At 36.5% G+C, this 12,925-nt stretch carries 13 protein-coding genes; 6 read left to right on the forward strand and 7 right to left on the reverse strand.

The window, feature by feature from the left end:
• Positions 1-9 precede the first annotated feature (9 nt).
• The 4 genes from JM84_RS14360 (at position 10) to rlmB (ending at position 4,395) form a co-directional block, all read left to right on the forward strand.
• Positions 10-1,767 (forward strand): SusD/RagB family nutrient-binding outer membrane lipoprotein, encoded by a 1,758-nt coding sequence (locus tag JM84_RS14360; RefSeq protein WP_144784902.1) that lies wholly within the window; start codon positions 10-12, stop codon positions 1,765-1,767.
• Positions 1,768-1,784: 17 nt separating this feature from the next.
• Positions 1,785-2,678, forward strand: coding sequence for a hypothetical protein (locus JM84_RS14365; RefSeq protein ID WP_144784904.1), 894 nt, complete (start codon positions 1,785-1,787; stop codon positions 2,676-2,678).
• A 12-nt stretch (positions 2,679-2,690) separates the two neighbouring features.
• The gene (locus JM84_RS14370) at positions 2,691-3,545 is read left to right on the forward strand and encodes a hypothetical protein (protein ID WP_144784906.1); all 855 of its coding nucleotides are present in this window, start codon (positions 2,691-2,693) and stop codon (positions 3,543-3,545) included.
• A gap of 115 nt (positions 3,546-3,660) precedes the next feature.
• A complete protein-coding gene (gene rlmB / locus JM84_RS14375; RefSeq protein ID WP_108876884.1) occupies positions 3,661-4,395 on the forward strand; it encodes a 23S rRNA (guanosine(2251)-2'-O)-methyltransferase RlmB in 735 nt (244 codons plus the stop codon).
• Here the strand turns inward: rlmB and JM84_RS14380 are convergent.
• Entirely contained in the window at positions 4,390-5,145 is a 756-nt protein-coding gene (locus JM84_RS14380) for a rhomboid family intramembrane serine protease (protein WP_144784908.1), read from the reverse strand. The genes rlmB and JM84_RS14380 overlap by 6 nt on opposite strands.
• 99 nt (positions 5,146-5,244) lie before the next feature.
• Between JM84_RS14380 and JM84_RS14385 the strand changes: the two genes are divergently transcribed.
• Positions 5,245-6,522 (forward strand): replication-associated recombination protein A, encoded by a 1,278-nt coding sequence (locus tag JM84_RS14385; protein ID WP_144784910.1) that lies wholly within the window; start codon positions 5,245-5,247, stop codon positions 6,520-6,522.
• Positions 6,523-6,529: 7 nt separating this feature from the next.
• Here JM84_RS14385 and JM84_RS14390 read toward each other — a convergent pair whose 3' ends face one another.
• From JM84_RS14390 to radC, 6 genes are all read right to left on the reverse strand, one after another.
• Positions 6,530-7,360, reverse strand: a complete 831-nt coding sequence (locus JM84_RS14390; RefSeq protein WP_144784912.1) for a hypothetical protein — start codon at positions 7,358-7,360, stop codon at positions 6,530-6,532.
• A 7-nt stretch (positions 7,361-7,367) separates the two neighbouring features.
• Positions 7,368-8,774: a DUF5723 family protein gene (locus JM84_RS14395; protein ID WP_144784914.1), complete on the reverse strand. Its 1,407-nt coding sequence runs from the start codon at positions 8,772-8,774 to the stop codon at positions 7,368-7,370.
• 1 nt (position 8,775) lies between these two features.
• Positions 8,776-9,297: a hypothetical protein gene (locus tag JM84_RS14400; protein WP_144784916.1), complete on the reverse strand. Its 522-nt coding sequence runs from the start codon at positions 9,295-9,297 to the stop codon at positions 8,776-8,778.
• Between the two features lie 95 nt (positions 9,298-9,392).
• Positions 9,393-10,076 carry a YjjG family noncanonical pyrimidine nucleotidase gene (locus tag JM84_RS14405; protein ID WP_144784918.1) on the reverse strand — a complete coding sequence of 228 codons (684 nt, stop codon included), beginning with the start codon at positions 10,074-10,076 and terminating at the stop codon, positions 9,393-9,395.
• Positions 10,069-11,352 (reverse strand): polysaccharide deacetylase family protein, encoded by a 1,284-nt coding sequence (locus tag JM84_RS14410; protein ID WP_144784920.1) that lies wholly within the window; start codon positions 11,350-11,352, stop codon positions 10,069-10,071. The genes JM84_RS14405 and JM84_RS14410 overlap by 8 nt, the downstream gene beginning before the upstream one ends.
• Before the next feature lie 14 nt (positions 11,353-11,366).
• A complete protein-coding gene (gene radC / locus JM84_RS14415; protein ID WP_013751299.1) occupies positions 11,367-12,080 on the reverse strand; it encodes a RadC family protein in 714 nt (237 codons plus the stop codon).
• A gap of 196 nt (positions 12,081-12,276) precedes the next feature.
• Here radC and JM84_RS14420 point away from each other — a divergent pair, with 196 nt between their 5' ends.
• Positions 12,277-12,894 carry a MarC family protein gene (locus JM84_RS14420; RefSeq protein ID WP_144784922.1) on the forward strand — a complete coding sequence of 206 codons (618 nt, stop codon included), beginning with the start codon at positions 12,277-12,279 and terminating at the stop codon, positions 12,892-12,894.
• The last annotated feature ends 31 nt before the right edge of the window (positions 12,895-12,925 follow it).

Below are 12,925 nucleotides of genomic sequence, written 5' to 3' on the forward strand. Positions count from 1 at the left end.
AAAAAGAAAATGAAAAAAATAATATATTCTATATTAGCATTATCAATGATATTTGCTACTAGCTCCTGTGAAACAACGGAGTTAGACTTACTAGAGAGTCCTACTCAAGTAGGACAAGACCAACTTGACCCACAATTCCTATTTAATAATATTCAACTAAATTTCCGAGGTTTTGCCTCTGCTACTGGAGGATATGGATCATTTGCATCTTCTGTAACTAGACAATTCTCAATGACTGGATCTAGTGTGTATGCAGGAGCGTATTCGCCAGGTACATTTAATGGGATCTGGTCTAATGCTTATGCAGGAATTCTTCAAGATGTGCAAACACTTGAAAACTTTCCAGATGCAGAAACTAATTTCTCATACCAATTAGGTGTTTCTAAAATTTTAAAAGCACAAGTACTTTTTACTTTAGTTGACTTTTTTGGGGACGTTCCATTAGAAGAAGCTCTACTTGGAGCTGAAAATCAAAGTCCAAGCTTTACAGATCAAGTGTCAGTTTATTTAGCTGCTTTTGAAGACCTAAATCAAGGTAGAGCTCTACTAGCAAGTGGCTCAGGAATTGAGCCATTAGAAGATTTCTATTATGGACTTGCCAATTCTTCTACATCTAGAGCGAAATGGATTACCGCAGCAAACTCCTTAGAACTTCGTGCGCTTAACAATGCTAAAGCAGGCGCAAGTGATTTAGGAATTGATGTTACAGCAAGAATTACTGCACTTCTAAATGCTAATAATTTAATTGATGATGCTTCTGAAGATCTTCAATTTAACTATGGAGCAAATAGGTTAAACCCGAATACTCGTCATCCTGGTTATAATGGTAACTATGAAAACGATGCCTCTGGATATTTAGCTAATTACTTAATGTGGGAAATGACGCAAGAAAAAGGTTTTGATGATCCAAGATTATTTTATTACTTCTATCGTCAAGATACTAATGCCCAAAATGAAGATATATTCACCTTAGGATGTTCTGTGCAAGCAGCTCCAGGGCACTATTCTACTGTAACTTCTATTTATGAAGATGTAGATGTATCAGTACCATTTTGTACTGCTGTACCTGCGAGAGGTTATTGGGGACGTGATCATGGAGATGCAAGTGGTATTCCACCTGACGGTGCAAAAAGAACTGTTTGGGGAATTTACCCTGCCGGTGGAGCTTTTGACGTAGGCGACGCTGCTGGAATTCAAAATGAAGGTACAGACGGATTATTAGGAGCAGGAATTGAACCAATTCTTTTGAGCACTCACGTTGCATTTATAAAAGCTGAAATTGCTTTAGAATTAGGTATAGGAGATGCTCAAGCAAGCCTAGAGGACGCGATCAGATTTTCAATGGATAAAGTAACCTCTTTTGGATCTTTAAATCCTACTACAGTTGTAATTGCTGATGATTCGGATACTGCTGCAAACGAGGAAGTTCTTTTAGAAGAATTCTTAGCTACACAAGCGCAAATTGATAATTATGTGAACTTTGTAAATGATGCATATAATGCTGCACCTGGGAATGATGATAAATTAAATGTGATAATGAAAGAACAACACATTGCATCATTTGGAAATGGTCTTGAAGTTTATAATGCTTACCGCCGTACTGGATTCCCTAATAACATGCAACCATCTTTAAATCCAAATCCAGGAGATTTTTATAGAAGTGCATTTTATCCAGATACGAGTATAAACAATAATCCTAATGCGCAACAGGCTGATATTTCACGTCAAGTATTTTGGGACAAAAATCCAGCTGGATTTATTAACTAATTTCAAAACTATAAAAAATGAAAAATATTATTAAATCATTTCTCATTGCCTTTGTTGCAGTTGGTATTTTCAGCTGTGAGGATAATGAAAAATACCCATTACCCGCTACGGTTGATGGATCCTTCGTAACGATAGAATTTGACAATCTTATTCTAGATGTTACTGACCTAGATAACACTGCAATTACTGGTGTACTAAAAGCACCTGTTCCTAATGTAGCATCTTATGAATTACAAGTTGCTCGTTCTACAGGAGGAGTATTGTCAGATTATGTGACAGTATACACTACTGATACGTTCCCAGCTAACTTTTCAATTGATTTAGAAGATTTATCTGGAGCTTTAGGGCTTGAAGTTGCAGATTTTGGAGCTGGTGATCGTTTTGATTTTCAAGCGACTAGTACTTCTACAGATGGAAGCGTAACAGATTTCTCTTTAATTAACCCTGATTTACAAGCAGAACCAGGACAATTACAGTCATATCAATTTACGTCATTCATCTCTTGTCCTTTCAACACAGAAGAGGCCTTGGGAACATACACTTTTACAAATTGTGGATTTGGCGCATGTGCTGGAAATCAATTTGAGGTGGTAGCTGGTACTGATCCTAACACTGTGGTTTTAATCAATCCTTACAATTCTTCTCCGCTTAATGCTGGCGATGATCCATTTGAGATTACAATAGTTGTAAACCCTGCTACTGGAATTGGAAGTATTGCTCAACAACGTGCGTTTTCTACATTAGAATACTGTTGTGGAGGTTTTGAGGATACTGAAATTCAAGCAGATTCTGGATTTTACTTCTCTTGTACTGGTACTATTCTATTTACTGCTCGTACTATCGTTCCTCAAACAGGAACTGGTGCACTTTTCACATTTGGAAACCGTGCGTTTGAAGCTCAGAAAAACTAAAAAATAAAAATAATGAAACTTAATTATATTAAACATTTCGGAAAATTTGCTTTTGCTGCAGTGCTTGCACTTGGAGTAGTAAGCTGTGAAGATGATGAAGCCGTTTCTGCTGGAGAAGGTGATCCTCTTACAAAAAATATTGTTTCAGTAGATGCTATGGTAACTGCGCTTCAACCAAATGTTGGAGAAGGTAACCTAACACCTTTTGCTGTTACAATTGGAAATTCATTTAGCTCTGATGCCACTGTTACGGTAAAAGTAACTTTTGATAATGGCGATGTAAGTACTGGTACAGCACTTGTTTCTGCTGGTACTACTACAGGAACAGGGTCTCTAACTATGCCGTCTGACGATGGTTTTATACCTGAAGGATTGGTAGCTGAAAATGCGGGGACGCTATCAGCAACTGCAATCCTTTTAGATGAGTTGGTTGAGGGTACAACATATGTTGTGTCTCCAAACTCCACTGATATTGGAATTTTTTCAGATACTTTAGGAATTGCAGGAGGATTAAATAGTATACTAGATTTTAGTAATCCTCAAGTAAATGACTTAGATTTTTACGTCTTGGATGAGAATTTTCAAACGTTCGAGAGCTCTACATCTTTCGACCGCTTTGAGAGAGACTTGTTTGAAACTGTTGGTAGACCGGATGGTGTTTATACATTTTACGTTGTTAGTTTTGGAGCAAGCGAAGCAATAGATTATCAAGTACTATCAACTTTACCTGATGGTTCACTTAATGTATTTACTGGTACTCTACCAGTAGATACTCCACAAGCTACATTTATTCCTGTAGGCTCGTTTGAAAAAATAACAGACGAAGTAAGTGGAACAATTTCATACACAAACTTTACGGCTCTATAATTTAAAGTCGTAGTTTATGCAATTAAGGGAGACCCATTACGGTCTCCCTTTTTTATTATCATTAGCACACATTTAATTATTCCATAATAGCTCACCTTTTAACTATCTTTGCACCATGCAAAAAGACCTACAAATCTTTGGTACTCGTGCCATCATAGAAGCTATACAAGCTGGTAAAGAAATAGATAAAGTTTTCCTTCAAAAAGGACTTCACAATCCTTTGTTGAGTGAACTTAATACACTCATCAAAAAGAATGGTGTACAGACTTCTCATGTACCTATTGAGAAACTTAATAAGCTGACTCAACAAAATCACCAAGGAGCCATTGCCGTAGTAAGTGCGATTTCATTTTATGATTTTGAAGAACTTGTAAATGCTGTTGTAGAAACTGAAGCTGCTCCCCTATTTATATTATTGGATCAATTATCTGATGTAAGAAATTTTGGTGCCATCATACGTACTGCAGAGTGCACTGGTGTACATGGTATTATTATTCCTAAAAAAGGTGGCGCACCGGTAAATGGTGTTGCTATAAAAACTTCGGCAGGTGCTGCTTTTAATATTCCTATTGCAAAGGTTGATCACATCAAAGATGCTATTTATTACCTACAAGGATCTGGTGTACAAGTAGTGGCTGCGACTGAAAAGACTGAGACTACTTTATTTGAAACAGACTTCACTTCACCTACCGCTATAGTAATGGGTCGTGAAGACAGTGGGGTATCTCCTGGCGTTCTCAAAATTGTAGACAAACAAGCAAAACTTCCTCTTAAAGGCTCTATTGCTTCATTAAATGTTTCGGTAGCCTGTGGTGCTTTTCTTTATGAAATAGTTAGACAACGCTCATAAATCACCTTTTTCAGGTGTTTTATGTTCTTTATACTCATAACTTATCACAATCGTTGCCGTTTCCTCATCTTGATCAATTTCTGGAGGTAGCTCAAAAAAGTTTCCGTTTTCATCAAACTGCTGCATGAATGGATCTTCATCTGACACATAATCGGGTTTTTCCCAGTTGTATGTGAGTGGTTTTGGCACGCTTTCGCGAAAGCATAACGCAACCAATCCTCCGGCTATAAATCCAGATAAATGTCCTTCCCAAGATATAGTCTCACTAGTGGGAAGTGTTCCCCATATCAGACTACCATAAAGAAAGACAACTATTAATGATAGTGCAATAAGTCGAAAGTGCTTTGCTAGGATCCCTTTAAAGAAGAGAAAAGAAACTAGCGCATATATCACTCCGCTCATTCCGATATGGTAAGAATCCCGACCTATTAACCAAGTACCCGTGCCGCTTATTATGACAAGGAGCAAAAGAACACGCCAAGATATTTTCCTATAAAAATAAAACAAGGCAGCACTTAGCACCAATAGTGGAACAGTGTTGTGCCATAAATGTTTAATTCCAGAATGAATAAATGGTGAGAAAATCACACCTCTTATTCCCGATACTGTACGGGGTTTTACACCCCACCTTGTGAAGTCAAACCCAAACTTTATTTCTACCCAAAATATGATCCACATCACGAGCACAAATAACAATGGGTACACTACGACCCCGTTATAAAACTTAAAATAATCTGCTTCTTTGTTCATAATAATGCGATTATCTCTTTAACTGCAATTTAACGCCCACATGTGAAGTAGATGTAATATTGTCACGAAAGACCTCATCAAAATAGCTATTTTTGTACCATGAATACTCCTCTTGCAGAAAGGTTACGCCCTAAAAAATTAGAAGATTACCTCAGCCAGCAACACCTTGTAGGTCCTAACGGATCATTACAGCAGGCGTTAAAAGCAGGTATTATTCCGTCACTTATTTTATGGGGACCTCCAGGTATAGGAAAAACTACCCTCGCTACTATTATCTCTGAAGAGTCTAACAGACCCTTCTACACATTGAGCGCAATAAACAGTGGCGTTAAAGATATACGCGATGTTATTGATAAGGCAAAACAAAGTGGAGGGCTTTTTACTCAGAAGAATCCTATTCTTTTTATAGACGAAATTCATAGATTTTCAAAATCTCAGCAAGATTCACTACTAGGAGCAGTAGAGCGTGGCTGGGTTACCTTAATAGGTGCCACTACAGAAAACCCTAGTTTTGAAGTTATTCCTGCATTGCTATCCCGTTGTCAGGTATATATACTGAAACCTTTTGACAAGAAAGATTTAGAATTATTACTTAATAGAGCAATTAAAGAAGATAGTATTCTCAAGAAGAAAGATATCACACTTAAAGAAACGGAAGCACTACTGTTCTTAAGTGGAGGAGATGCTCGTAAACTGCTCAATATATTTGAACTAATAGTGACTACAGAGCCTCAAAAGGAGGTAATTGTTACCAATGATATGGTCCAATCTAAAGTGCAACAAAACATTGTGCGTTATGATAAAACCGGAGAGCAGCATTACGATATAATTTCTGCTTTTATAAAATCAATACGAGGAAGTGATCCTAATGCGGCAGTATATTGGCTTGCCCGTATGATAGAAGGTGGAGAAGATGTAAAATTTATTGCTCGCCGTCTTATTATAGCAGCTTCTGAAGATATTGGGAATGCAAATCCTACGGCACTGGTAATTGCTAATAATTGTTTTCAAGCAGTAACTACAATCGGGTATCCAGAAGCACGTATTATACTCAGTCAGTGTGTGACTTACCTTGCCACTTCACCAAAAAGTAATGCCTCATACCTTGCAATTGCAAAAGCGCAGCAGCTAGTAAAACAAACAGGAGATCTCTCTGTACCACTCCCGTTACGTAATGCTCCAACGAAGTTAATGAAAGAAATAGGGTATGGTGATGATTATAAGTATTCACACGACTTCCCAGGTAGTTTTGTAAAGCAAGAATTTATGCCACCTGAAATAAGTGGCACTAGATTTTACGAACCTACTAATAATGCCCGAGAAAAAGCTTTACGCGAAAGCTTAAAAGAGAAATGGGGTTCTAAGTACGGATATTAAAATTGTCCTACTTTTTTATAAAAATCATCTCGATAGGATCTGCAATACCTTTTATTACACGTTCCACAATAAGTCGTCCTTCCTTTAAATATCCTTTACCACTAAATTGCGTTGTATTCACTTTAAAAGGAGCGCCTACATTTACATTGATCACCTCTCCTATTTTTTGAGAATTTTCAAAAAACTGAATAGAAGAACCAGCCGTAAGTGCCTCATAAGCGCCATCTGTACTTACATAAGATTGTACCGCTAACACAGCTTTTTCGACAAGTGACTTATTACCTTCTTGCTCTTGACTAGAAGTAGTAGACTTAACTATGTTATGTACCTTAGGAGTTTTATTTACTGTAGGTCTCTCAACTTTTTCTGTCACAGTAGGTTTTTCGTCAACTACCACAGTGATATTTTCTTGATACGCATAATTAAGCTCTTCAATAGATTCAAAAGCTCTTCTCAATGCTTCATGATAACTTTTCTTATACTCTTTAAGCTTGCTAGAACCTTCTTCTGAAATAAAGACTACGACATCATTACAATCTAATAATTTCACTTGCAATTTGGTTCTAAGCATTCCTGAAGATTCAGTAACATCAGCATAGAGTACATTACAACCATTACGCGTATAATCTAAAGGAAGGTCATCACTTTTTGCGACATAAGCCTCAAAACCGTACTTATTGAAAAGAAATGTAGTTAAGCTATTCATTTGATATTGATCTTTTTCATTTAAAAAATCAAATTTCTCAGGCACAATAACGTACTTGTAATCATTAACAGATTGAGATATTAATGAAGACCCTATAAATACACTGAATAATAAGCTAAGTAATAATTTCATTTTGGGATTATTTGTTGTTGAAGACTAGCTGCATTCCAAGCTGCAAACTCGCGCCTCTAGCTTTTGCTAGATTCGTATATTCTAATAAATTATCTGCAGCAAGATAGAGATTAAATTTATCAATTTTTGCACTCATTAAAAGTCCTATGTTTTTACTAGAACGTTTGTCATAAGTATATGTAACTCGCGATAGCAACTTATTGCCCCACTGTTTTTCATAGTAGGCCGTTAATGCTGTTTGAAAACCTCTAGGCCTTTTTACACTATATAAATGAGCACCTACTCGATTTTTATAAATTCTTTTTAATTGTGATGTACAATTACAGGGCTCTCCCCTATCCTCTCCAAAGGAATATTGTACAGAGCCATTTATTTTTAAGGGACGCCAACTTGTATAAGGATTAGACAAGCTATCTTCAAGGGTAACTGCATCCTCAAACTCATCCTCTAGCTCCTGCCAGTATGGAGTAGTCTCGACACCTTGTAAAGAACCAGGAAATTCAAGCTCAATACCACTCGTGTCGTAATCTCCTGTCGCACTAAAATTTCTTATATCTTCTTTATGTTTCACAAAACCAATATCTATAAAACTTCCTGTAACTGTCCATTGATCATTGAGAAAATGTGTAAACCCTATATCTAATCCCATTCCAATGTTATCACTTAGGAAAGCATTACTAGCAATTTCACCAACATCAGTAGACTCCTCATCATCAAATAATGATACAATTCCAGACGTGTTAACTCCTAGTCTTGCATTACGAAGTTGATGACTATAAAAATTAGGACCTTCCGGCGTACTTCTAGTGACAAAGGTTCCAGTGTTATCTATACTATTTACATTTGCTACGCTCATATAGACTTTGGCTCTTATTCCTAATTGCCAAGAGTCATTTACTTGTTTCTGTAATCCAAAGTGATATACAGAGAGTGACTCTGCTGTAAATGAAAGATCAGAAAAGTCAAATGCCTTATCAATGTAGTCTGCATTACCTCTATAGGCTAGCACTGCGATGTCTTTAGGGAAATAGATGAGTGCGTCTATCTCATGATACAAACCTCCAGAGTAATAAATCTCAGACTTTCTTGATCTCCAACCAAAAGATAAAATCTCTAGCTGCTGATTTAAGCTAAAATAATCCTTATTATCAAGCTCGGCGATTGCAATATCGATAGAGGTATTAATATCACGATCTGACCTAAAGAGGTCATAAGCGCTTACTCCAGAAGATCCTACCTCAACAGAAAAGCCTGATAAAAGTGGTATACCTATATGTTTATCAAAATTAATGACGCTTGCAGGATTACTTAGTAGTGATTGAGGCAACTCTTGAACATTATACAAAAGTTGTCTGTTTTGTGCAGACAACGTATTAAATGATACTAGAAAGATTATAATTGCTAGTATGCGCATACTAAAGATCTGAAAGTTCTAATGAATAAGTTGCTTTACTCTGCAAGGTTAAAATTCCCTCATTTACGACTCCATTAGTAAATAATGTCACTTCATTTACTAGCTGTATGGAATTTCTAATAGCTTCTATATCGTTTTCAGAAAGAATCACTTGATACCTTGTAGTAGCTACCTCCCCATTTTGTGATGCGGTTATAGGAAAGCTCACTTCATATTGAATGGCTCCAGTATTGTCTAAAAATAAAGATCTATTTATAAGAGCACTATCAAATGTATTATCAGAACGATATGTGAGCTCTATTTCTTTTAAATTTTCTTGAACCACATTATCATCAAGAAACTCGAGTCTAGTTGTATCTCTCACAACTAACTGAGCAGTATTTGTATTTGCAGTTTCAAAATCTGAAGCGTTGAGGGTAAAGAAAACAAGGTCTGCATCTATTTTTGGAGTAAGAACAACCTCATCAATACGATCTAGGTCTATATCACTTACACAAGAAGTAATTACTAATAGCTGAAGCACTACTACAATAACAAAATTTAACCGTCTATAATAACCCATATATGATACGTATTATGCCGTGAATGATTAAAACGATAGTTACGCATTTATTATTGCTATAAATGATCTCTAAGCTGAATGATACTATTGACTTCTTTTATTCCTTGCGGTAACACTAGTTTGTGGTAATTAAAACAAATTGCATCCATACCTACATTAATAGCACCTACAACATCTGCTTCATAAGTATCGCCTATCATAATGCTACTACCAGCTGTTACGCCCGCCTTTTCCATAGCTACATGAAAAATTTTAGGATTTGGCTTTTTCACATTGGCAGACTCACTAGTGGTCATGGTTTTAAAATAAGGTGCTAGTCCAGACTTTACCATTTTGGTAGTTTGCACCTCTTGAAAACCATTTGTAATAATGTGCATCTTATAGTTAGGCGCTAGATAATCTAGTAGTTCTATGGTGCCATCAAATAGAAAGTTATTCTCTGGTAAGTGGTTGATGTAATCGTCAGAAAGTCTATCAATAATATCATCTGTTACAGAAATACCCATTTTATCAAAGGTCTTTTTAAACCTTCCGTAGCGCAGTTGTGCTTTTGTAATGCGCTCTTCTCGATACCATTTCCATTGCTGGAAATTTATAGGGCTATAAACTTCTAAGAACTCGTCGTAATTAATAGACAGATTGTTGAGTTCAAAAATTTTGGCGAAAGCCAAACCACTATTACGGTCAAAGTCCCATAATGTATGATCTAGGTCAAAAAATATATCTGTAATGTTAGCCATTTGCTAGTAAGTGTCTAAAGAGTTTTTTACTGTAAATATCATCAAAGGAAGCGTTAGAAAATGAAATTCTAAACACGCCTCCTATGCTTTTAAGGCGATCTTGTAACTCCTTGAGAAGTACAAAATCAATAGTATGGTTTTTATAATTTATAATTGCATCAGACTGCATACACACGGGATTTATCACTAGTGGCGTCTGGATTTCATAATCGAGATCATAGTATAAAAATGATTGCGATGTACCTGCTCTAAAGCCTATAATCCCATCATATCCCATGGTAAAATCTTGTTGAATCTCTTGATCTAACGCATCTCGATATACGTGTGGCAAATTCAATTTAAAATTTGAGATATGTATACTGCGCAACGGTCTGTGCTCTATTTCTTCAAGACGCTTACGTTCTAAACCTAAAGAAACCTTATCACGTGCTGCTTGCGGTGAAACCAGCAAACCTACTTTACAATAATCTCCCACCATTTTTATGGTGCTTTGAAAACTACGTTTTGAATGCTTTATATTCTTCCCGTCCTTACCATAATCTCCTACTTGAAAAAATACCTGAAAGAGACACTTCTCATTTTTCTGCACATTTGTAAGCCACCCAAAGGTGTCATAAGGATCTTTACGAGCACCTACGAGAACTTGCGTACGTTTTAAAATTTCGCGCAAGCGTAATTTACTTATATCTCGCATATAACCTCCCAGCATGCGCAACACACCTAGCTTTCTATATTTAAAAGCTTGCGGCACGGTAATCATCATATGGGTGCTATATGCATTGTTTTTTATCTCGATTAATGGAAATTTATTAACAAGTACTGCAGCAAAGCGATGTATCCAAACATCAATAACTGGTTGCTGCAAAAACCCATGTATACCACCGAGACTCTCTGATGCAGGAAAGCGTCCCAACTCATCTTTTACGTGTGGTAAATACTCTTCATACCTACTTAACAAGTAAAATGTTGCGGCAAAAATATCATAAGGAATCTCTGTCGTTGCTTCTCTTATTTGGAAAAAGCACGGAACACCATCCCAGTCTTGCACACTTATATCCATAGAGAGCACTCCTTGATCAAAGAGCAAGTCTGTACTTCTTATGTGAAGTTCGTTACCTAATTTTTTGTTGGTATATGAAAGTTTAGGTCCCTCGTGAGCAATAAAAGCTTCTAGCTTACTAGTGAACTCCACCGGCACCCCAAGAATACGCGTACATATATGCTTGAATGTATATGAAACACGAGGTGTAATTTTATGCGTATAAACGAGTAACATGAGGCAGGCAGTGATTATAGAATGCCGTCATCGGCAAAGCTAAAATACTGCTTTTCGGTCACAATAATATGGTCTAAGACTTGGATATCTAGACTCTGCGCAGCCGTTTTTAGTTTGGCCGTAAGTAACTTATCTGCCTGTGATGGTTTAAGCGTTCCAGAAGGGTGATTATGTCCTAAAATCATACCGACAGCACTGAGTTCTATAGCTGTTTTCATGACTAACCGCACATCTACTAGCGTTCCCGTAAGTCCGCCTTTACTCACTTGTTCCTTGCGTAGTACCTTATTTGAATTATTTAAAAATAGCACCCAGAATTCCTCATGACCTAGCTCTCCTATTATAGGTTGTAATATTTGATAAGCATCTTTTGAGGAAGAAATACGCTTTCGCGAAAGCGTCTCTCCACCACTTCTCCTTCTCCCTAGTTCTAGCGCAGCAGCAATAGTAACTGCCTTTGCCTCTCCTATTCCTTTAAATTTCATTAAATCTTTTACCGAAAATTTACCCAGCTCTGAAAGATTATTCTCAGCTTGTGAGAGAATGCGCTTACTTAGTGCAACTGCGCTTTCTTCTCTAGAACCAGAACTTATTAAAATAGCGATTAACTCAGCATCAGATAATACAGATCTTCCTTTAATCATCAATTTCTCTCGTGGCCTATCATCTTCAGACCAATTTTTTATAGAAATATAGGAAGCAGCGTCTGTAGATGTTTTTATAGCCATAAGCCATAAATATAATGCTTTAGTCTGAATATCTGCATCTTAGCAATAAATCAACATCAGTTTATATTAGGATTACAAGTTCTAAGAGCAGTCCACTTAATAATACATACACCTTATATTATTCAAAGGGTCTTACAATTTGAGAATATGAAGAATGAGAAAATAGTACATTTACATTTCATTAATAAAGCGACAAATGTCTGAAATCATCACTTCCATTTTCTTCATTTTTGCAGTAATCGATCCTATAGGATCTATCCCTGTATATCTAGAAGCTACAAAAGAATTTGATTTACTTCACAAAAAGAAAATTGCTATTAGAGCTTCTGTGATAGCATTTTTAATACTCTTATTTTTTATTGTGATAGGGCAGCTCATTCTTGAGGGTATGTCTGTTTCATTAAATGCCTTCCAGATCTCTGGAGGAGTAATACTATTTCTATTTGCGCTGACTATGATTTTTGGCGATGGCAAACCAGAAGAAGAAAAGAGTAAAATAACAGATTATAAACACGTTACCATATTCCCTATTGCTATACCATCCATTGCTTCACCTGGAGCAATTATGGCAGTGGTTTTGATGACAGACAATCACATTTACTCCATACAAGAGCAGTTTATAGCTACAGCGCTCGTACTATTTGTTATAGGACTTACTTGCTTGATTTTACTTGGAGCAAATAAACTTCAAGAACGCATAGGCAACTATGGGATTACAGTTATTAGTAAAATAATGGGACTCATCTTAGCCGCATATGCTGTACAAAGTATTTTAAGCGGGATAAGCTCTTATTTTGGAACCGCTACGGCTTAAAGTTTAATTAGAGTACCTCACAATAACCATC

Origin of the sequence: Dokdonia sp. Hel_I_63 (assembly GCF_007827285.1) — a bacterium.
Taxonomy (GTDB): Bacteria; Bacteroidota; Bacteroidia; order Flavobacteriales; family Flavobacteriaceae; genus Dokdonia.

Coding starts and splice junctions, on each gene's coding strand:
- JM84_RS14360 (WP_144784902.1), top strand. CDS start 10: ATGAAAAAAATAATATATTCTATATTAGCATTATCAATGATATTTGCT.
- JM84_RS14365 (WP_144784904.1), top strand. CDS start 1,785: ATGAAAAATATTATTAAATCATTTCTCATTGCCTTTGTTGCAGTTGGT.
- JM84_RS14370 (WP_144784906.1), top strand. CDS start 2,691: ATGAAACTTAATTATATTAAACATTTCGGAAAATTTGCTTTTGCTGCA.
- rlmB (WP_108876884.1), top strand. CDS start 3,661: ATGCAAAAAGACCTACAAATCTTTGGTACTCGTGCCATCATAGAAGCT.
- JM84_RS14380 (WP_144784908.1), bottom strand. CDS start 5,145: ATGAACAAAGAAGCAGATTATTTTAAGTTTTATAACGGGGTCGTAGTG.
- JM84_RS14385 (WP_144784910.1), top strand. CDS start 5,245: ATGAATACTCCTCTTGCAGAAAGGTTACGCCCTAAAAAATTAGAAGAT.
- JM84_RS14390 (WP_144784912.1), bottom strand. CDS start 7,360: ATGAAATTATTACTTAGCTTATTATTCAGTGTATTTATAGGGTCTTCA.
- JM84_RS14395 (WP_144784914.1), bottom strand. CDS start 8,774: ATGCGCATACTAGCAATTATAATCTTTCTAGTATCATTTAATACGTTG.
- JM84_RS14405 (WP_144784918.1), bottom strand. CDS start 10,076: ATGGCTAACATTACAGATATATTTTTTGACCTAGATCATACATTATGG.
- JM84_RS14410 (WP_144784920.1), bottom strand. CDS start 11,352: ATGTTACTCGTTTATACGCATAAAATTACACCTCGTGTTTCATATACA.
- radC (WP_013751299.1), bottom strand. CDS start 12,080: ATGGCTATAAAAACATCTACAGACGCTGCTTCCTATATTTCTATAAAA.
- JM84_RS14420 (WP_144784922.1), top strand. CDS start 12,277: ATGTCTGAAATCATCACTTCCATTTTCTTCATTTTTGCAGTAATCGAT.